We start from the raw sequence: 19719 nt of genomic DNA, 5'->3' as shown, positions 1-19719 counted from the left end.
AGGCGGAGCCCACCCGTCAGACTGTGGTTATGGCGAAGCACACCCCCGTTCCCGATGACATCAAGCCGTCAACCAGGAAACCAGAGCCCGAGCCGGTGATCGGTCAGGAAAGTGACGACCGCATCGGCGCCACAGACGAACAGGTGGGCGATCGCACCGGCCCAGGCGCCGGCTACGATCAGGAACCCAGACGGCAAAAGGACAAAGGCGGCGTCGCGCCGTCCTGAGCAACCCTCTACTGCACCTTCAGCGACACCGTGGCATTGCGCGTCCTGGAGATGCTGGCCCCCGTGATTCCGAGTGTGTAGGTCGTGCGGGGTGTTGATGAGCTCGTCACCACGGTCAGTGTCGACGTACCTCCGCCGGTCACGTTCCCCGGCGAAAATACGCACGACGACCCCGAGGGGCATCCCGTGACGCTGAACGCGACGGTCTCACTGAAGCCGCCAGAGGGCGTCACGGTGACGCCGTATGTGGTGGACCTGCCGCGCTTGACCGTGCGGCTGGCAGGCGATGCTGCAACCGTGAAATCGGGCACCGGAATCGGGCTCACCGTCAGCGTGACGATCGTGGACTGCACCAGCGCATTGGGTGCGTCCGTCGCCGCGATCGTCAACGGGTAGGAGCCCGCCGGCGTGTTGGTCGCCGTCGTGACTGTGAGCGTGGATGTGCCTGCCCCACCGCTGTAGCTTGGCGGCACGAAAGTCCCGGTGGCGAATGACGGGAGCCCCGTCACAGTGAACGTTCCCCCACCAATGTAGCTGTTCAGGCCGGTGACCGTGGCGTTAAACGTCGTGGACTGGCCCTGAACAATGCTGCGACTCGACGGTGTGGCTGACAACGCAAACGACGGTGCGGGCGGCTCCCCTGAGCCGGAGCACGATGAAAACTTGAATGACCCTACGCGCGTGCTCCAGTTGAACGTACCGTTGGTCTGAAGGTATTCGCTCGTGAACCAGAATGTGCAATCATCCACCGGGTCAACGGCCATGGTGCTGTAATCGCCCCAGCGAGACAGTCCCGTGGTCTGCGAACCGCCACCGACCTTGAGGGTATTGTCTACACTGAGCGTGTTCAAGGGATCGATGGTTTCGCGCCCCGCGAACATAATTGATGGCCTTGTCGTCGCACTGCTCGTTGAATACCCGAGTGCGATGTTGCCGACCTGGTCCATGGCGATGCTCCCCATCCAGCGGTGCAAAGTGTCTGGAGAAAAAGTCGACTGTTGACGGACGCTTGGCGCGTTGTTCGTGATGTCCAGCTCATACCAGCGGATGCCGGTGACAATGTTTGGTGAGACACCGACCGCCACCGAGTGATTCACCAGGAGAGACTGGCGGGCTCCGAGATTCCGATAGCTCAGCCGGTACATCAGGCGGTCGCCAAGTGTGTCGAGCCTCTGGCTCGTATTGGCCTGCGGAACGCCCGTGGTGGCCGTCGTGTACCCACTGACGGAGATCACCGTCGGACCGGTAAACGTTGAATTCCCTGGCGTCGCGAAGTCCGGCTTGAATCGATACAGGTTCAGGGACGTACTGCCGCCCCTGCTCAACACGTAGTTGGGTGTGCCGGCAGGCGGCAGCGCCTTCCCTTCCAGATCCGAAGGCAGCGGTGATGGGTAAGACGTGTTCTGGTAACAAATCTGGGTGGCGGGCTGGCCGACCAGCATCTTCGCGCGATCGTAGGCGCACACGCGCCCGCCGGTAAACGAGGAACCAGTCGCTCCAAACATGTTGAAGGTGATGTAGTAGCCATCTGGCCACACCGCGAGCTTCGGATAGTCAGGAAACTGGGTATACGGAAAGGCGTATCTATGCCAGGCGCCCAGCGCGTCTGACGTCTGCGACACCGCCACACACTGCAGGTAGCCGCCGGAACGCAGTGAAAACTGCGTCATGACCCATCGGTCCGCCAACTGATCGTACTGGACGATCGGGTCGCCGTCATTCCGCGTCTCACAATCGCCGCCAAACCCCGCCCAGATGGTGTTCCCGCCGGCCGGCCCGTACAGCTTGGTCCCTGTGGCCTTGTCGAACACGGCGAAGGATGAATTGACCCACTGCACATACTGCGTCAGGCCCGCCTCACCCGTGGTATCGGGTGGAGCGGAATTCACGTTGTAGGCAAACTGTGAATTACCTTCTCCCACACCGTCGAAGCCGATGCCTGGCGTGGACGCCAGCGCCGACGTCTGGAAACGCTGCACCACCTGATCGGACTCGTTGGCCTGTGGCGTCGGCGGAGCCTGCTTCACCCTGAAATCCTGGCGAGTGCTCACCGAAGGCGTCGGCAGGGTGTCCCGCAACGGCCTCGACGTGTCGTGCCGCAGGGCCGCCACCCACTCGGGCGGGCCCTGAGCTCCACTCTGGCCCTGTGCTTCGAGCCGCGAATCGGGCACCGCCGCAAGTATCACTGCAGCGGCAAGGGAACAAACGACGACCGATGATGCCTTCATAACGCGGGCTCCTACTCTGAGTCTCCAAAGACTCTGCAAGACATGTGCCTTAACGCTCAGCAGGCGACGCACACTTCTTTCGATCACCAATCCCGTGACGGCCGACCGAAATCGTCCGTCACCGACAACTGTGTCGAGCGCTGACCATTCAGATGGTCGAAAAGAGCGTCATCGCCACGCGCATGAACGCGCGCACCCACGGCTCTGGATAGACGCCCATGATGAGAATGCCGGCCACACATCCGCCGATGGCCACCATCAGCACCGCGGGAACGGGAATGGGCGCAGGGTTCGTGGGCGCCTCGATGTACATCCGCCGCGCCACCACCAGGTAGTAGTAGAGCGCCACCACCGTGAGTACGGCACCCAGAAACGCGAGCCAGTACATCCCCTGCTCCACCACGGCCCAGAAGATGAAGAGCTTGGCCCAGAACCCGGCCATGAACGGGATGCCGCCCAGCGACAACAGGAAGAGCAACAGGCTCAGCGCCAACACCGGCGACCGGCGCGCCAGACCCTGGTACTTCTCAATCTCGTCGCTGCCCTCCGACGCCGCCACGGCCTGCACCACGAAAAATGCACCCATGTTGCCGAAGAGGTACGCCACCAGATAAAACAGCACCATCCCCACGCCCGACACCGACATGGCAGCCAGGCCCAGCAGCAGATATCCGATGTGCGCCACGCCGGAGTACGCGAGCAGCCGCTTGATGTTGGACTGCGGAATGGCCATCAGGTTGCCGGCAACGATGGTCACTCCGGCCAGCACAGACACGATCGGCACCCAGAGGACTGCCCCCTCGCCCACACCTTCCACATAGAGGCGGAAGATGGCGAGGAACCCGGCCGTCTTCGGCGCGATGGATATCCACGCGACGAACGGCGTGTTCGCGGCCTCGTAGGTGTCGGGCACCCACATATGGAATGGCACCGCTGCAATCTTGAACCCGAGGCCGCCCAGCATCAGCGCGAGCCCGAGCAACATCAGCGGATTCGCCGTCGCCACCAGTGGCGGGATGGCTGACATATCAGTGGTGCCGGCCGCGCCATACACAAACGACAGTCCGTACAGAATGACCGCCGACGAGATGCTGCCGACGAGGAAGAACTTCATCGCGCCTTCAGGCGCGGCCTTGTCGCCTTTCAGGAACCCCGTCAGGAAATACAGCGGAATCGACATCAACTCAAACGCGACAAACAACACGATCAGGTCGCGCGCGGATGCCAGCACGAGCATCCCCAGCAGCGACGCGAGGAACGCCACGTAGTACTCGGTGCCGCGCCTCCGGAACGACGCGTGGGTCATCGCCTGCGTGGCCAGCACACTCAGCACACTGGCCACCAGGAACAGGCGCTTGCCAAACAGCGACAACTCGTCGAGCACAAACGTGCCTTCAAGCGCCACCCGACCGGGCTCCGCATTCCAGGCGGCCACAGAAATGCCCACCAGGCCTGCCAGCGTGATCCACCCCGCCAATGCATCGTTTGCCTGCCGCCTGAGGAGGCCGAGGACAAACACCACCAGCAACAGCGCGAACAGCCAGCCTTCAATCATGAGGGGCCAGGAAGGATCCATCGCGTGTCCTCCCATCACAGCACCCCCAGGCGCATCAGCAACGGCACGGTGCTGACGTCAATCGGTGTCAGCGCCAGACCCGGCAACACGCCAAACAACACCAGCGCGCCCACCAGAATCACAATGGCCACCCATTCGGTGCCCTGTGCGTCTGGCAGGTTCTGGAAATGCGGATTGGTGCTCTTCGGGCCCCAGAAGATCGCGCGCACGACGCGCAGGACATACAGCGACGTCAGGAACGCGCCAATCACGGCCGGGAACAACCACCAGGAATGGGCCGACGACCACGCCCCCAGGAACGTCAGGAACTCTGCGACGAAACCGGCCGTCGCGGGCAGCCCCAGCGACGACAGGCCACCAATCGTGAAGGCCACGGCAATGCCCGGCATCATGGTGGCAAAACCGCCCATGCTGAAGATGTCGCGCGAGTGCGCTTTTTCGTAGACGAGCCCGACCAGCGCGAAGAACAGGCCGGTCATGATGCCGTGCGCGAACATCTGAAAGACCGCGCCGTTCAACCCGCTCTCGGTGAGTGTGGCCGCGCCCAGCATCACGATGCCCATGTGCGAGACCGACGAATACGCGATGACGTACTTCAGGTCTTTCTGCGCCATGGCGCTCAGCGCGCCGTAGACGATGTTGATGCAGGCGATGGTGCCCACAAGCCAGGCCCACTGTTGCGTGGCCTCCGGGAGCAGTCCCATGCCCAGGCGCACCACGCCGTAGGCGCCAAGCTTCATCAACACGCCGGCGTGCAGCATTGAAACCGCGGTCGGCGCCGACGCATGGCCGTCCGGCGACCATGTATGGAAGGGGAAGATGGCCGCCAGGATGCCGAACCCGATGTAAAACGCCAGGAACACCCACGACTGAAGCCCGGGGTCGAACTCCACGGCTTCGAGGGCGAGCAGTGAGAATGACGTGGAACCGGCGGCCACATACAACGCCAGCATGCCCACCAGAATGAACGCCGACCCAAAGAGCAGGTACAGCGTGAGCTTCATCGCCGCGTATTCCTTGGTGCCCACGCCGGTGCGGCCGAACGCCCAGCCGAACACCCCCTGCGGACGCACTTCCCCGCTCGATCCCCAGATGCCGATCAGCAGGTACATCGGCAATACGGCGATTTCGTAAAACAGGAAAAAGACGAACAGGTCGAGCGAGACGAACACGCCGAAGACGCCCGTCACCAGGAGCAGCAGCAGCGCATAGAACTCCTGATCGCGGGTCTTGACCGTCCACGAAGCGAAGACGCCTGCCAGGATGATGATCGCCGTCAGCAACACCATCACCAGGCTCATCCCGTCGATGGCGAGCTGGTAGGTGATCCCCATGGACGGCACCAGCGGCAACTCCTCGTAGAATTGGAATCCCGCCGCGGCCAAATCGTAGTTGGCGTAGAGCCACAACGCGCAGACCATCGACACGGCCGTACCGAGCAACGCGGTCCACCGCACAAAGCCCGGGCGCGACCGCCCGAAGCCCATGATCAGCAGGGCGCTCGCAAACGGCGCCCAGGTGAGGATCGAAAGGACTGGCCAGCCGGTCACATCGTCCCCCTCAACCACCAGATGATCGCCACCACACCCGCGCCCACGGCCAGCACATAGTCCTGTACCTTGCCGGTCTGGATGCGGCGCAGGCCGTCACCACCCGACACCGTCCAGGCGCTGATCACGTTCAGCACGCCATCCACGATGTACCGGTCCACCCATCCGACCAGTGCGGCCAGCGTCATCAGGATGCCCCGATAGACCGCCACAAACGCCTCGTCCACCCAGAAGCCATGGGCGGCCGCAGTGCGCAGCGGCCCTGTCATACGCGCCAACGACTCGGCGTTGATGATCTGCCGCTGGAAGGTCGCCCATGCGAGTGCGATGCCACTCAGTGCCACACCCGTCGCCACCGGCGCCAGCCACGCAGGAGCCTCCACCGCTTCTTCCGGGTGATGCAGCATGAAATAGATGCCGATGGTCATCGACGCCAGGGCCAGCACCCACAACGGCAATCCCATTGTCATCGGTGCGTCGTGAGGCGCATGGCCGTTCCCGTGGCCGTTGGCATGCGCCGGCTTGCCGAAGAAGGTCAGGAACACGACACGGAACATGTAGAAGGCGGTGAGGAATGCGCCGATGAGCAGCATGACGAACGGGCCGGTCAAGCCGCCGGCCCAGACGCCCGCCAGGATCTCTTCCTTCGAGAGGAAGCCGGCAAACAGCGGCACACCCGCGAGCGACAGGGTGCCGACGAGGAACACGATCATCGTCTGTGGCATGCGTCGCGCCAGTCCGCCCATGTGCGTGATGTCGTTGGTGCCCACCGCGTGAATCACCGCGCCGGCGCCCAGGAACAACAGCGCCTTGAACACACCGTGCGTGAGCAGATGGAAGAAGCCGGCCGAGGCGAATCCGGCGCCAATGGCCGTCATCATGTAGCCCAGCTGCGACACCGTGGAATACGCGAGCACACGCTTGATGTCGTTCTGTGCGCACGCAAGGATGGCAGCCATCAGCGCGGTGCCGGCGCCGACCCAGGCCACGAGCAACAACACATCAGGCGTGAGCGCAAACAGGAACGCCATCCGCACCAGCAGATACACACCGGCGGTGACCATGGTGGCGGCGTGAATCAGGGCCGAGACTGGTGTGGGCCCTTCCATCGCGTCGGGCAACCAGATGTGCAACGGGAACTGCGCGGACTTGCCTGCTGCGCCGAGGTAGATGCAGAACGTGATCAGGGCCAGGCCGTCCACGCCCACCAGACCGGCGCCCACCATCTGCTGGAGTTCAGCAAAGTCGAAGGTCCCGGTGTGCCGCCACAGCAGCACGATCCCGATGAGCAGGCCCACGTCACCGGCTTTGGTGGTCCAGAACGCTTTCACGGCAGCGCGCGCGGCGGACGGCTTCTTGTACCAGAAGCCGATCAGCAGATAGGAACAGAGTCCGACCAGTTCCCAGCAGACGAAGAGCTGCACCAGATTGGGCGCCAGCACCAGGCCGAGCATCGAAAACGCGAACAGCGACTGGTAGACGTAGTAGCGGCCGATGGCGGGCGCTGGTTCATCGCTCAGATATCCGAGCGAGTAGATCTGCACCAGGAGCGAGACCAGCGACACCAGCAGGATCATGATCGCGGACTGTTCATCCGCGAGATACCCGACGGTGGCCAACGCCCCCTGCGAGTCGGGCAGCCACGTCCACACACGCTGAATGGGCGCATCGAGCCGATCGACGAGGAACCATGTCTGCACGGCTGCGCCAAACGTGCCCAGCGCACCGAGTATCGAAATGAAGGCCGCCGGCCGGCCCGACCGCCGGAGTGGAGCGACCAGCGCGAGCAGCAGGAAGACCGTGATGGGCGTCAGCAGAACTGTGAGCATCATCCCTTCAACCAGTCCACGTGGTCGGCCATCGCCGTACGACGCGTGCGGAACAACAGAATGACAATCGCGAGGCCGAGCGCGACCTCGGCCACCGTGATGCAAATCGCAAACACGGTCAGCACCATGCCGGTGACGTCACCGTGAAACCGGCTGAACGCCACCAGATTGATGTTGACGGCATTGAGCATCAGTTCGATGCCCAGCAGGATGCCCACGGTATTCCGGCGCGTCATCACGCCGAAGAGCCCAATGGAGAAAATGACCGCGGCAAGCGCCAGATAGGCAGACAGTCCCATGGCTATTCCTCCGGCCTTGCGAGATAACTCGCCGCCAGCAACGACACCAGCAACAGGACCGCCAAAAGTTCAAATGGCAACAGGAACCGGGTCATCAGCGCCATGCCGATGAGTTTGGTGGGGTCGGCTCCCATGGGAATCATCACGGGCGCGAGCGGCGCGCGAGCCAGGATGTCCAGCATCACGCCGAGGAACACCGCCGCCACCGCTCCGCCTGCCAGCAAACGCCGGCTGGTGTGCGCCAGGCGCGTGCCGACCAGGCGTTCCGTCACCACGATGGCAAACACCACGACCGTCACCACGCCACCGGCGTACAGCAGAATCTGCACACCTGCGAGGAACTCGGCCTCGAGCATCAGGAAGATGCCGGCGGTGCCCGTCAGCGCGAGCGCGAGCCACAGCACCGAATGAAACAGGTTCTTGGTCAGCACCACCGCCAGTGCCGATCCCACCAGCAGGACGGCGAGCACCCAGAACGCCACCACTTCCAGCGTCATGACTCCCCTCCCGCGCCGGCTGCTGGAGTCGCCGCTTTCTCAGCGACCGGCTTCTTCGGGGGCGCCTGCATATCGCGCAACCGGTTGCCGGTGGCCCACGAGGGCTCGAACTGCTCGCCGATTTGGTGCAGGCGGTCCTTGTCGAGCAGCAGCTCGCGCCGATCGGCCGTGGCCATATCGAACGACTTCATCATGATGATCGCGTCGGTCGGACAGACCTGCACGCACAACTCGCAGAATTCGCAGGCGTACAGCTCCAGCGTGAAGGCCTTCGCATAGTTGCGGCCTTCCGCCTTCAGCATCTCCACCTGAATCACCTGCGGCGGACACACAAATTCGCACAGCCGGCACCCGATGCAGTTTTCCTCACCGGTTTCCGGGTGATACGTCAACGCGAGCAGTCCGCGGTACCGGTCGGGATACACACGCGGCCGGTCGGGATAATGCACCGTCACCGGCTTGCGCAGCAGATTGATGAAGGTCACCCGCATCGCGCGGTAGACCGCTCCGGCCAGCTGTGCCGTCTCACGAAGGAAGCCGGGCTTTGTCTCAGACACCGGGCCCACTCCTCCAGACAACGACGATGGACGTCACAATCACGAGCAGCATCGTCAGGGGCAGTAACAGCTTCCAGGAAATTTGCAGGATCTGGTCCACGCGGATGCGGATGAAGCTCCACCGGATCCAGGTGATCAGCATGAACATGGCCAGGGCCTTGAGCAGGAACCACACGGGCCCGAGCCACTCGGGTCCGGGACCGGCCCACGCGCCCAGAAACAGCAAGGCGCCGAGGAAGGATGTGCCCAGCACGTGGGCATATTCGCCGAGCTGAATCAGCGCGAACTTCATGCCCGAGTACTCCACCCGGAATCCGGCGACGAGTTCAGATTCTGCCTCGAGAATGTCGAACGGCACACGGTTCTCGGCGGCGACGCTGGCGATGACAAACGCGAGGAAGCCCAACTGGCCCAGCACCGGATACGCAATGAACCACAGGCCATCCTGCGCCAGCGCAATGTCCGACAGGCGCAACGACCCGGTCAGGATGACGGGAATCAGCGCGGCGAGCAGGAACGGCAGGTCGTAGGAAATGATCTGGTTGACCGCGCGCATCGCGGAGATCAGCGCGTATTTGTTATTGGAACTCCAGCCGGCCATGAACAGGCCGACAATTTCCATGGACGACACGGCCAGGAAGAACAGGATGCCGATGTTGAGGTCGGCTACGCCCAGGCCGGGCGCGAACGGGATGGTCGCAAAGATCAACAGGCACGGCACAAGAAAGATGACAGGCGCCAGATTGAAGATGCGCTTGTCCGCCTCGCGCGGCACGATGTCTTCCTTCATCATCAGCTTCACGGCGTCGGCGATCGGCTGCAGGATGCCGTGCCAGCCAACGCGATACGGGCCGATGCGCGACTGCATGCGGGCCGCAAACTTGCGCTCGAGCAACGTCACGTAGGTCACGAGACCGATGACAAACAGCAGCATGCCCACGCCGGCCACGAGGCCGAGGACGGCTGGCGGCAAGGTACTCATCGATCCACCTCGCCGAAGACGGGGTCCACCGACCCCATGATGGCCACGACGTCGGCCACGCTGTGTCCGGGAATGATGTGCGGCAGTACGGCCAGATTGGAGAAGGACGCACCGCGCCACTTCATCCGGTACGGCCTGGGACCGCCGTCGCCGACCAGGTAACACCCCACTTCGCCGCGGGGCCCCTCAACGCGCGCATACATTTCGCCCTTGGGCACCCGCACCTGGGCCACAGCCTTTACGCCGGGGCGCGACGATATTGGCCCTTCGGGCAGGCCATCCAGAATCTGGCGCACGATCCGGATCGATTCACGGAACTCGACCATCCGCACTTTGTATCGCGCGTAACAGTCACCGGCGGTTTCCACCGGCACGCGGAATTCAAAATCTTCATACGACGAATACGGCGCCAGGCGCCGCAGGTCGCAGTCCACACCAGAGGCCCGCAGCAACGGCCCCGAGATCCCGACGTCCAGCGCCAGTTCACGCGTAATGACTCCGACACCCTTCGTGCGCATCATGAAGAACGCGTTGCCCTCGAGCATCTCTTCGTATTCGAGGACGCGCTTTTCAATCAGGTCCACCGTGCTCCGGCACTCGGCGGCCCAATTCTCCGGCATGTCGTACCGCACGCCGCCGACCTGATGGAAGCCGTACAACAACCGGGCGCCGGTCAGTGACTCGAACAGATCGAGCACAAGTTCGCGCTCGCGGATGCAATACAGGAAGATCGTCGCGCCACCGCCGAGCGCGCCGCCCATGTCCATGCACCACGTGCCCAGCCACAAGCAGTGCGAGGCCACGCGCTGCAGCTCGCCCACCAGCACACGCAGGTACTGCGCACGTTTCGGCACGTCGATTTTCGCCAGGCGTTCGGCTGCCATGACGTAGGCCAGTTCGCTCGACATGGCCGCCACGTAGTCGGTCTTGGACGCGATCGAGGGGTACTGGACGTACGCCAGCGTCTCGGCCAGTTTTTCATGACACCGGTGCAGATACCCGATGACCGCATCCACACCAACAACCGTTTCGCCCTCAAGCGTCAGAATCGCGCGGAACACGCCGTGCGCCGACGGATGCTGCGGCCCCATGTTCATGGTGAGCCGCTCGGCACCGGTGTAGTCGATTTGCTTGACGACGAGGGGGACGTGTTCGGAAGCCATGCGTAACTCAGCGATACGGCGGGTACGGCGTGTCCACGGCGTACGACTTCAGCAACGGGTGCCCCACCCAGTCGTCATCGAGCAGGATGCGGCGCAGGTCGGGGTGTCCGTCAAACACGATCCCGAACATGTCGAAGGCTTCGCGCTCCATCCAGCCGGCGCCGCGGAAAATCAGGGCCAGCGAGGCGCAGTTCGTGACGCCCGCGCCCAGACGGGTCTTCATGGTCAGGGAAAATGGCGCGTCGAGGTTGTCCACCCACACGATGACTTCGAGGCCGTCTTCCTTCCAGTCCACCGCCGACAGAAACGAAAAATACGTGCAGCCGAGGGAGTCTTTCGCAAACTCCGCGAGCATCGCCCACTGTGACGGGGGCACCGACACCACGAGGGCCGCGCCTTCGCCGCTGATGACGGCGTCGGGGTTTTCGGCAAGACGAGTGCGGGCCTGTGCAGCGTCCACGGCTAATCGACCTTGGGTGACGGAGCCGCGCGCTGGCCGGTCCGACGGAAATGAGAAATTTGCTCCTGCAACAGCAACAGGCCGTTCAGCAGCGATTCTGGCGGCGGCGGGCAGCCCGGCACGTACACGTCCACGGGAATCACGCGGTCCACACCCTTGACCACGTGGTAGCCGTGCCGGAATGGGCCGCCGGAGTTGGCGCACGATCCCATGGAAACCGCCCACTTCGGATCGGGCATCTGATCGTAGATGCGCAGCAGCATGGGCGCCATCTTGATGGTGACGGTGCCCGATACAATCATGAGGTCGGAGTGCCGCGGCGATGCCCACGGCACCATTCCCAGCCGTTCCACGTCAAACCGCGACGCAAACGTCGCCATCATTTCGATGGCGCAGCACGCCAGCCCGAAGCTCACCGGCCACACCGACGACTTGCGGGCCCAGTTGAGAAACGCATCAGCCGGCGTCGTCACCACAAACCCGCCCGGGAAGCGATGAATGCCATCGGTCAGCGACTCAAACAGCGATGAATGTTTGTCGCCGGTCTCGGGCCTGGACTTGTGATGTTCCTGCCACTCCTGCAGGTCCTTGATGTCTTTCCAGACCGGCGCGGGCACCACCGGAACGGGGCGTTTTATTTCCACTCGAGGATCCCTTCGCGGTACGCGTACACCCACCCGAGCGTCAGGATTCCGAGAAACCCGCCCATGGCCCACAACGCGCCCACCCCCAGATCACGCAGCACCAGGGCAAACGGGAACAGGAACACGGCCAGCGCATCAAACACGATGAACACGAGCGCCACCAGGTAGAACCCCACCGGGAACTGCACCCAGGCCGTACCGATCGGTTCGGCACCGCACTCGTAATTTTGTTCTTTGGAAAATGAGGAGTTGGGTCGAGACGGCCGCAGGAGCCAGGCCGTGACCAGGGAAATCGCCGCGAACCCTACGATTAGCGCGAGATAAATAACGACTGGCAGGTAACCGGTCAACAGGGATCGCGTCCTTCCCGAAAACGGGAAAAGTATAACACGCTACCTTGCGCTGCTCGCTCCACCGCCGGCCGCCCCGCCACCACCGGCCACGCCGCCATGAGACCCAGCCGAGGTCGCCGAGAGGATCACCATCAGGGCGGCAGAGGGATCCGACAGGCCTCCAAGCCAGGCGATTGGGTGATCCCCGGACGATTTCGCCGCCTTCAACATGGCGGGTGCCATGCCGAAACCCGCGCTCGCGGGCAACCATCGATCCAGCTCTTCGGCAGACACCGCTCCACGCGCCGACTGCTTCAACGCTTTCTGGCGCGCGCGCCACGCCGCCGCGGCAGTCAGCCCGCCCACAGAGAACACCGACATCGTCTGTCCGACGATCAGGAACACGACGCCCGACACAAGCACCGCGCCGGGCACCAGCAGCGGCACATCGCCCAGGTGGCCAAACACCAACCCAAAGACCACAAGGCCCACCACCCCGAACAGCGTCACCCACAGGCCTGCGATTCGAAGGCCCCGACCCGCGGCCTGACGTTCCTTGTCCAGGAAGCCGAGGTCGCCCAATTCGGTGAACACGGCGCGACGATACGCAGTGTGAGCCCCGAGCAGGTGCTTCCACCCTTTCTTCAACTCGATACTTCCCTGTTTCAGGTGTGGCCACAAGGCATCCGCCATCGCCTGCTCGTGTGGCCGCAGGCCCGTGGGCGCCGTCATGACGATCTCGTAGGATTTCTTCGCGCCCTCGCCGCCGGCCTCCCGAATCTTCAGAAGCCCTCTCTTCGCCAGATCCAGCAACGTCGCTTGCAGTTGTGCGGGTCCGACGGCCACCCAGGGGTGGACCAGTGCCGTGCCCAGGCCGGGAGGAATCGAGCCGGCGTCAGCGGGCAGGACCGTCGCGGTATCAATCTGCGGCCGGTGGTACCGAAACAGCGTCATACCGACAACGCCGAGGCCCATCACCAAAAGAATGACCGCGCCGATGAAAAACGCCGGGCCCATCTGTTGCGAACGATCCGCATTTGTTTGCCAAGCCGGCATCGCCACCGAGACGGTCGTCAGGTCAAACGCGTCGGACATCGTGACCGTCTCGTTGACCGCAACACCCGTCCGCGAGGCCATCCAGCCATCCGGAAGCGCCCCGGTGACCCAGCGGGGGTCATCAAGCCGGGTCGGTTCCACTCGTCTGACTGACTCGGGCACCCGCCATTCCACCCGCGCTTCGTCTATTGGATATCGATGTCGCGATGGCAGCACCATCCAGGCCAGCGTGGCGCGGCCGGGTCCCATCGCCAGGGCGCCCATGGCCCGGTACTCGAGGGTGAAGGTCCGTGTCTGGTCAACCGTGTCGGGAAAATGCCAGGTGACGCGAAGGCTTCGACGACCGGTCCGGATACGCACCTGGCCTTCGTCGCGGCCCTCGGGGAGCGGCTTGCCGTCCATGTAGGCGCGCACATCAATGATGCCGTCGAGCCGGCGAAGCGGGATCTCGCGCTCCACTTCCGAGAACGTCCGCTCACGAAACCGGAACGCCACCGTTTCGCGAACGTTGATTGACCCATCTGGCAGCAACGACATGCTGACCGTGAACTGTTCCGCGCTCAGGCCGCGAATGGCCGACTGCGCCGATGCGCTGCCTGGCCAGATCAGCCCGCAGACCCAGACGGCGCCGATGAGGACCAGCCGCGCCGCCCCTTGCGTTCGTTTCACTACGTGGTCTCCCAACGGCGCGCCAGCAGACGTGAGGCCGTCAGGAACACACCCGTAATCACGGCCAACACCGCCACCTGGGGCCAGAGTTGCCACAGCGGGACCTCGCGCCAGAACACTTTCAAATACGCGTCGAGCGCCCACGCATTAAACGTGACCAACCCGAACTGCTGCATCGTGTCGCTCATCAGAAACCTGGGAAACATGCTGCCGCCAACGGCGGACATCGCCAGAATAACGATCGTCGACAACCCTGACAACTGCGCGCGCGACCGGCTCACCGTGGCGAGCACCAATCCAAAGCTCGCGGCCGCCGCTGCGGTGAAGAGCGTGACGATGAAGAAGCCGGGCAGGTGACTGGTCAGAGGGAGGCCAAACACCAATTGACCCCACGCAAACATCACCGTGAGTTGTGAGATCCCCATGAGCATGAGGAACACCCACTTGCCGAAGAGGACGCCCCCCATCCCAGCGCGAGACCCAATCAGGCGATCGAGCGTGCCCGACTCCTCTTCCTCGAGGAGCGTGCCGCCGGCGCCCGAGCACGAAAACAGCAGGAACATCACGCCAATGCCGGCCGCGTAAAACGAGACCATCGAGGTGTCGCCCTGCTCCGGCTGCATGACGTTGACCACTTCCACCGGAAGGCCCACGGCGCTCTCACTGCTGGATCCTGACGCAATCGCCGGTCCTTCCCCCCGCTTCCATGCATCGACCATGCTTCGCTGCGAGTCGGTCATGGGCCCCGTGTACTTCTCGAACATCGTCATGCCTTCGACGGCCATGGTCTGCGGGGCCGCGGTGAACGCCACCTTCTGGAGCATCCCTGACACCACTTGCGGCGCCACGGGGTCCGACACATCAGCCAGAAGCAATACCTTGGGGCGAACCTGATTCGCGTCGCCGGTTGGAAACATCCCTGCGGCGCCGATGCCCTTGGGAAGGATCACGGCCACAGGCAGATCGCCGTTCCGGACCAGCGCTTCAGCGGCCGGACGATCGAGCGTGGCGCCGTTGCCGCCTTCGCGTGTCGCAGTGACGCGCACGTCGAGCGACCCTTCCGCCATCAACGCTTTCATGAGCTGCTGCGAATACGGGGTCTGATCCTCGTCCACCACCGCGACGCGCACTTTGCTCATCGGGTCAGACTGATTGCTGAAGACCGCGGCGAAGATCGAGAAGAACATGATCGGCAGCAGGAACGTGAGCGCCTGCACGACGCGGTCGCGCTTCATGCCGATCCAATGGATGCGAAGGAACGTGAGGAGAATCATTCGCGCAACTCCCGGCCGGTGAGGCCGATAAAGACGTCCTGCAGCGAGGCGCCTGCCAACGAAAGGTCCTGCACCCTGGCACCGAGCCCGGTCACCGTGTCGATGCGTGCCGCCACGCCCCGTCCGCCATCCTCCACCGCGACGGTCACGGTCAGGCGATCGGCCGACAGACTGAATCCTTCAGGCACAGCAACGCCAGCCGGCCACGGCCCTTCCAGCACCATCGTCAACGTGCGGCCTCCGGAACGCGCGGCCGCCAGCAGTTCGCCGAGCGTCCCCGCCGCCACGATGCGCCCGTGGTCGATGATCACGATGCGCTCACAGCGGCGCTCGGCTTCTTCCAGGTGATGGGTGGTCAGGACGACGCCGACGCCAGAGGCCTGGAGGCTGGCGAGCATCTCGTAGATTCGCTCGCGGCTTTGCGGATCCACGCCAACCGTCGGCTCGTCGAGCAGCACGATGGCAGGCGAATGCATGAGGCCGATGGCGATGTTCAAACGCCGTTTCATTCCGCCTGAGAACCGCTTCACCGGTTCCTTGGCGCGGTCCTTCAAGTCGGACCACTCGAGCGCCCACTCGACGCGGGTCTTGAGATCGGCGCCTTGCACGCCGTACAACACGCCGAAGGCCTCAAGATTTTCGCGGGCCGTGAGCAGGCTGTAGACGGCGAGTTCCTGCGGCACCACACCGATCTCAGGCCGGGGGTCGCGCGCAGTCACCGTGCGGCCGAACAACTGGATGCTCCCCGAGTCCAGGGCCACGCGGCCGGCGATCGCCCGAATCATCGTGGTCTTGCCGGCGCCGTTCGGCCCGAGCAGGCCGACCAGTTCGCCCCGGCGCACCTCGAGCGACGCACCCGCGAGCGCCTCGACATCACCGAACTTCTTGCGGGCATCCCGAACCAGAAGCGGTTCGCCCTGCTGAGCTGTTGTCATTGTCTCCCCCCAGACCCTTCGCACCCTATACGGCGCCGGCGCGCGTGTGCCGCCCGCGGTCGGTGAACGGCGGTCGGGACTCGGCCTTCAACGTCCGCGGTCTTTCTGCATCGATTTGAGCGCCCTGCCCATGACCTTGCTGGCCCGCTTCTGCTCGAGCAGGGCACGTTCGTCGAGGCGGCGTTCGAGCGCCGCGCGTTCGTCCTGCAACTTCACGAAGCTGTCGTACCGCAGCGCATCCAGCGTGCCGTCGGCGACCGCGCCCTTGACGGCGCACCCGGGCTCCTTCAGATGCCGGCAATCACGGAAGCGGCACCGCTCGCCGATCGCCGCGACGTCGTCAAACGTCTCGGCGATCCCGTGCTCGGTGCCCCACAGCTGCAGTTCGCGCATCCCAGGCGTGTCGATCACCAGACCGCCCATCGGCAAGGCAATCAGCTGACGGTGCACGCTGGCATGGCGCCCGCGGCTGTCGGATTCCCTCACCGACCGTGTGGGCAGCACCGCCTCACCCACCAGCCGATTGACGATGCTCGACTTGCCCGCGCCTGACGAGCCGAGGAGCGCCACTGTCTGTCCCACGCCCAGGTACGGCTGAAGCGCCTCGAAGCCCCTGCCGTCAGCCGCACTGATCGCAAGGACCGGGATGCCGTTGGCCATGTCGCCGATCATCGCCACCGCCTCTGCCACATCGTCAGCCAGATCGGCCTTGTTAAGAATGATCACCGGCCGCGCCTGGCTCTGCTGGGCCAGCAGCAGGTAGCGTTCGATCCGGCGCGGGTTGAAGTCGCCGTCGAGCCCCGTGACCAGGAAGACCGTGTCGATATTTGCCGCCACCACCTGCTCGTCTGTCCACTCGCCCGCGCTCTTGCGCGAGAACTTGCCCAGGCGCGGCAGCACAGCCTTGATGAGCGCGCGATCACCGGCTTCCTCGATGCGCAGCGCGACCCAGTCGCCCACGGCCGGCAACTCGTGGCGGCCCTCGGCCAGGTGCTTCATCCGCCCGGTGGCTTCGGCCAGCAGTTCACCAGACTCGGTGATGACTCGATAGACGTGGTTGTGTTCAAGCGCCACCCGGCCGGGCAGGACGCCTGGGCCCGCGAACGCCTCGTAGGCTTTGGCGAAGTGATCGTTCCAGCCCAAATCGTGCAGCGACGGCATCGCGACATGGTGCCACGGTCAACCAACTGGCCCAAATGGCCGTCAAAGGGTCAACCGAAGTTTCTGCCCGGGGGTGGACATCACCGCTTCCGGGATTCAGGTTTCCCGAAAGCGCGCCGCTTTCAGGAAATCGGGATGGAGGCAACTGACGATTAAGTCGTTGTAAACACGGAACTTAGGGCAAGATGGCCAAAGATGCCCCGACTCTTGCATAAGATACGGGCATGGCGATGGATGTAAAGCGCGACCCTGCGATTCTGAAACGGAAGAAACAGCGGCAGACCATTCTGGCCGTGATCGGCGTGCTGGTCCTCATCGGGATTTCAGCCTGGGTGATGAACCTGAAGCCGGCCGCGCCCACCGTGGATGCCAATGCGGCCTGGACGGGCAAAGTCATTCGTGGCCCGCTGGTTCGAGAGGTCAAGGGGTCGGGCACATTGGTGCCGGAAGACATCCGGTGGATTACCGCCACGACATCGGGGCGGGTTGAACGGATCGTGCTGCAGGCCGGTTCGATCGTGAAGCCGGACTCGGTGATTCTGGAGTTGAGCAACCCCGACCTTCGCGAGGCAGTCACGTCGGCGGAGCTGCGATGGCGGTCGGCGGAAGCGGCGTTGAAGAACCGGAGGGCCGATTTGAGCACGCAGCGATTGCAGCTCGAGACGCTCGTCGCGAATGCGAAGTCAGATTTGGAGCAGCAGGAGCTCCAGTACGCGGCGGACCTTGAGTTGAACAAGCTGGGCTTGTTTGCGGCCCTGCAGTTGAAGCAAAGCGAGGCGCGGGTGACGCGCATGAAAAACGCGCTCGCGCTCGAGGAGAAGCGGTTGGCGATGAACCGCGAAAGTGAGATCTCTCAAATCGCGCCGCAGGAAGCGGATGTCACCACGCTGAAGAACGCGTATGACCTGCAGAGCCGGAACCTTGGCGACTTGCGAGTCAAGGCGGGCATGAACGGTGTCTTACAGGTGGTGCCGGTGGAAGTGGGCCAGCAGGTCGGCGGCGGCACGAACATCGCACGCGTGGCGGACCCGTCAAGGCTCAAGGCGCAGATTCGGGTGTCCGAGACGCAGATTCGGGATGTGCGGCTGGGCCAGACGGCGGTGGTGGATACGCGCAACGGCACCGTGACCGGCATTGTGGCGCGTATCGATCCCGCAGCCCAGAGCGGCACGGTAGGCGTGGATGTGACCATGACCGGCGTCATGCCACAGAGTGCGCGGCCGGACCTGAGTGTGGATGGCACGATTGAACTCCAACGGCTCGATAACGTCTTGAAGGTGCAGCGCCCGTCGTTCAGCCAGGATGACGCCACGATTCAGCTCTACCGGGTGGGCGCCGACAACGAAGCGGTTCGGGTGCGAGTGAAACTCGGCGTGTCATCGGTCGCCGAGGTGCAGATTATCGAAGGCCTGAACGAAGGCGATGAAGTGGTGTTGTCGGACATGGCCGCGTATGAGGCGTTCGACCGGGTAAGAATCGGCAGACGGTAACAGTTAACGCAGGCCACGAGTGGCCTCTATGAGAGGGCAGACACATGAGTACTCCGGGACAGCCGCTGATCCAGCTTGATGGCGTGACGAAAGTCTTTTACACCGACGAAGTGGAGACCCACGCGCTTGCGGGCATCCATCTGGAAATCCAGCGCGGCGAGTACATTTCGATTGCCGGCCCGTCGGGCTGCGGCAAGTCGACCCTGCTCTCCATCCTCGGATTGCTCGACACGCCCAGCGAGGGCACCTACATTCTCAACACCCGGTCGGTAGCCGACCTGCCGCTCTCCGAACGCGCCCGCGTGCGCAATCGTGAGATCGGGTTCGTGTTCCAGAGCTTCAACCTGATCGGCGACCTCACGGTCTACGAAAACGTCGAACTGCCCCTCACCTACCGGGGCATGAAGACGGCCGAACGGAAGGAGCGCGTCATGGCCGCGCTCGAAAAGGTCGGCATGTCGCACCGCGCGAAGCATCTGCCCAGCCAGCTCTCTGGCGGTCAGCAGCAGCGTGTCGCGGTGGCGCGTGCCGTCGGCGGCTCCCCTTCCATCCTGCTGGCGGACGAACCCACCGGCAACCTGGACTCCAAGAACGGCGAAGCCGTCATGGAGCTCCTGCATGAGCTGCACAGAGAAGGCGCGACCATCTGCATGGTCACGCATGACCCCCGCTACGCCCGGAACGCGGAGCGCTCCATCCATCTCTTCGACGGTCGCGTCGTGGAGGAAGATGCCGCGCGGACAGGACAGAAGGATCTTGAAGAAAGCGGTTTTCACCTCGGTCAGTGAGT

19 protein-coding genes are annotated in these 19719 nt (G+C 63.7%); 3 read left to right on the top strand and 16 right to left on the bottom strand.

Features of this window, described 5'->3' with window-relative positions; all coding sequences use genetic code 11:
- Positions 1–29: 29 nt before the first annotated feature.
- On the top strand, positions 30–227 hold the full coding sequence (locus tag IPL75_03765; GenBank protein MBK9239380.1) for a hypothetical protein: 198 nt from the start codon (positions 30–32) through the stop codon (positions 225–227).
- 8 nt (positions 228–235) lie between these two features.
- Here the strand turns inward: IPL75_03765 and IPL75_03760 are convergent, their stop codons facing one another.
- The 16 genes from IPL75_03760 to rsgA form a co-directional block, all read right to left on the bottom strand.
- Positions 236–2455, bottom strand: coding sequence for a hypothetical protein (locus tag IPL75_03760; protein MBK9239379.1), 2220 nt, complete (start codon positions 2453–2455; stop codon positions 236–238).
- Between the two features lie 148 nt (positions 2456–2603).
- A complete protein-coding gene (locus IPL75_03755) occupies positions 2604–4031 on the bottom strand; it encodes an NADH-quinone oxidoreductase subunit N (GenBank protein ID MBK9239378.1) in 1428 nt (475 codons plus the stop codon).
- A gap of 14 nt (positions 4032–4045) precedes the next feature.
- Positions 4046–5518, bottom strand: a complete 1473-nt coding sequence (locus tag IPL75_03750) for an NADH-quinone oxidoreductase subunit M (protein MBK9239377.1) — start codon at positions 5516–5518, stop codon at positions 4046–4048.
- A gap of 59 nt (positions 5519–5577) precedes the next feature.
- Entirely contained in the window at positions 5578–7413 is a 1836-nt protein-coding gene (gene nuoL / locus IPL75_03745) for an NADH-quinone oxidoreductase subunit L (GenBank protein MBK9239376.1), read from the bottom strand.
- Entirely contained in the window at positions 7410–7709 is a 300-nt protein-coding gene (gene nuoK, locus IPL75_03740; GenBank protein ID MBK9239375.1) for an NADH-quinone oxidoreductase subunit NuoK, read from the bottom strand. Before nuoK ends, nuoL begins: the two co-directional genes overlap by 4 nt.
- 2 nt (positions 7710–7711) lie before the next feature.
- Entirely contained in the window at positions 7712–8206 is a 495-nt protein-coding gene (locus IPL75_03735) for an NADH-quinone oxidoreductase subunit J (protein MBK9239374.1), read from the bottom strand.
- A complete protein-coding gene (locus tag IPL75_03730; GenBank protein ID MBK9239373.1) occupies positions 8203–8763 on the bottom strand; it encodes an NADH-quinone oxidoreductase subunit I in 561 nt (186 codons plus the stop codon). Before IPL75_03730 ends, IPL75_03735 begins: the two co-directional genes overlap by 4 nt.
- Positions 8756–9745 (bottom strand): NADH-quinone oxidoreductase subunit NuoH, encoded by a 990-nt coding sequence (nuoH, locus tag IPL75_03725; protein ID MBK9239372.1) that lies wholly within the window; start codon positions 9743–9745, stop codon positions 8756–8758. Before nuoH ends, IPL75_03730 begins: the two co-directional genes overlap by 8 nt.
- Positions 9742–10908, bottom strand: coding sequence for an NADH-quinone oxidoreductase subunit D (locus tag IPL75_03720; protein ID MBK9239371.1), 1167 nt, complete (start codon positions 10906–10908; stop codon positions 9742–9744). The genes nuoH and IPL75_03720 overlap by 4 nt, the downstream gene beginning before the upstream one ends.
- A gap of 7 nt (positions 10909–10915) precedes the next feature.
- Positions 10916–11368, bottom strand: a complete 453-nt coding sequence (locus IPL75_03715; GenBank protein MBK9239370.1) for an NADH-quinone oxidoreductase subunit C — start codon at positions 11366–11368, stop codon at positions 10916–10918.
- A 2-nt stretch (positions 11369–11370) separates the two neighbouring features.
- Complete coding sequence (locus IPL75_03710) at positions 11371–11880, bottom strand: NADH-quinone oxidoreductase subunit B (GenBank protein ID MBK9239369.1); 510 nt, start codon at positions 11878–11880, stop codon at positions 11371–11373.
- A 122-nt stretch (positions 11881–12002) separates the two neighbouring features.
- Positions 12003–12362, bottom strand: a complete 360-nt coding sequence (locus tag IPL75_03705) for an NADH-quinone oxidoreductase subunit A (GenBank protein ID MBK9239368.1) — start codon at positions 12360–12362, stop codon at positions 12003–12005.
- 42 nt (positions 12363–12404) lie between these two features.
- Complete coding sequence (locus tag IPL75_03700; protein ID MBK9239367.1) at positions 12405–14069, bottom strand: DUF2207 domain-containing protein; 1665 nt, start codon at positions 14067–14069, stop codon at positions 12405–12407.
- A complete protein-coding gene (locus IPL75_03695) occupies positions 14069–15343 on the bottom strand; it encodes an ABC transporter permease (protein ID MBK9239366.1) in 1275 nt (424 codons plus the stop codon). The genes IPL75_03700 and IPL75_03695 overlap by 1 nt, the downstream gene beginning before the upstream one ends.
- Complete coding sequence (locus tag IPL75_03690; GenBank protein ID MBK9239365.1) at positions 15340–16278, bottom strand: ABC transporter ATP-binding protein; 939 nt, start codon at positions 16276–16278, stop codon at positions 15340–15342. Before IPL75_03690 ends, IPL75_03695 begins: the two co-directional genes overlap by 4 nt.
- A gap of 87 nt (positions 16279–16365) precedes the next feature.
- Positions 16366–17439: a ribosome small subunit-dependent GTPase A gene (gene rsgA / locus IPL75_03685; GenBank protein ID MBK9239364.1), complete on the bottom strand. Its 1074-nt coding sequence runs from the start codon at positions 17437–17439 to the stop codon at positions 16366–16368.
- Between the two features lie 224 nt (positions 17440–17663).
- On the opposite strand from rsgA, the gene IPL75_03680 reads away from it, so the two are divergent.
- Positions 17664–18929 carry an HlyD family efflux transporter periplasmic adaptor subunit gene (locus tag IPL75_03680; protein ID MBK9239363.1) on the top strand — a complete coding sequence of 422 codons (1266 nt, stop codon included), beginning with the start codon at positions 17664–17666 and terminating at the stop codon, positions 18927–18929.
- A gap of 44 nt (positions 18930–18973) precedes the next feature.
- A complete protein-coding gene (locus IPL75_03675) occupies positions 18974–19717 on the top strand; it encodes an ABC transporter ATP-binding protein (protein MBK9239362.1) in 744 nt (247 codons plus the stop codon).
- Positions 19718–19719 lie beyond the last annotated feature (2 nt).

This window comes from Acidobacteriota bacterium (assembly GCA_016716905.1).
Classification (GTDB): domain Bacteria; phylum Acidobacteriota; class Vicinamibacteria; order Vicinamibacterales; family SCN-69-37; genus SYFT01.
Note: the sequence above shows the minus strand (reverse complement) of the source record. Positions and strands in the feature narration are given on the sequence as shown.

Excerpts from the sequence above, each read along its gene's own strand:
- rsgA (MBK9239364.1), bottom strand. The coding sequence starts at position 17,439 with ATGCCGTCGCTGCACGATTTGGGCTGGAACGATCACTTCGCCAAAGCC.
- nuoL (MBK9239376.1), bottom strand. The coding sequence starts at position 7,413 with ATGATGCTCACAGTTCTGCTGACGCCCATCACGGTCTTCCTGCTGCTC.
- nuoK (MBK9239375.1), bottom strand. The coding sequence starts at position 7,709 with ATGGGACTGTCTGCCTATCTGGCGCTTGCCGCGGTCATTTTCTCCATT.
- IPL75_03695 (MBK9239366.1), bottom strand. The coding sequence starts at position 15,343 with ATGATTCTCCTCACGTTCCTTCGCATCCATTGGATCGGCATGAAGCGC.
- IPL75_03765 (MBK9239380.1), top strand. The coding sequence starts at position 30 with ATGGCGAAGCACACCCCCGTTCCCGATGACATCAAGCCGTCAACCAGG.
- IPL75_03720 (MBK9239371.1), bottom strand. The coding sequence starts at position 10,908 with ATGGCTTCCGAACACGTCCCCCTCGTCGTCAAGCAAATCGACTACACC.
- nuoH (MBK9239372.1), bottom strand. The coding sequence starts at position 9,745 with ATGAGTACCTTGCCGCCAGCCGTCCTCGGCCTCGTGGCCGGCGTGGGC.
- IPL75_03675 (MBK9239362.1), top strand. The coding sequence starts at position 18,974 with ATGAGTACTCCGGGACAGCCGCTGATCCAGCTTGATGGCGTGACGAAA.
- IPL75_03760 (MBK9239379.1), bottom strand. The coding sequence starts at position 2,455 with ATGAAGGCATCATCGGTCGTCGTTTGTTCCCTTGCCGCTGCAGTGATA.
- IPL75_03750 (MBK9239377.1), bottom strand. The coding sequence starts at position 5,518 with ATGGGCTTCGGGCGGTCGCGCCCGGGCTTTGTGCGGTGGACCGCGTTG.
- IPL75_03755 (MBK9239378.1), bottom strand. The coding sequence starts at position 4,031 with ATGGATCCTTCCTGGCCCCTCATGATTGAAGGCTGGCTGTTCGCGCTG.
- IPL75_03735 (MBK9239374.1), bottom strand. The coding sequence starts at position 8,206 with ATGACGCTGGAAGTGGTGGCGTTCTGGGTGCTCGCCGTCCTGCTGGTG.
- IPL75_03680 (MBK9239363.1), top strand. The coding sequence starts at position 17,664 with ATGGCGATGGATGTAAAGCGCGACCCTGCGATTCTGAAACGGAAGAAA.
- IPL75_03690 (MBK9239365.1), bottom strand. The coding sequence starts at position 16,278 with ATGACAACAGCTCAGCAGGGCGAACCGCTTCTGGTTCGGGATGCCCGC.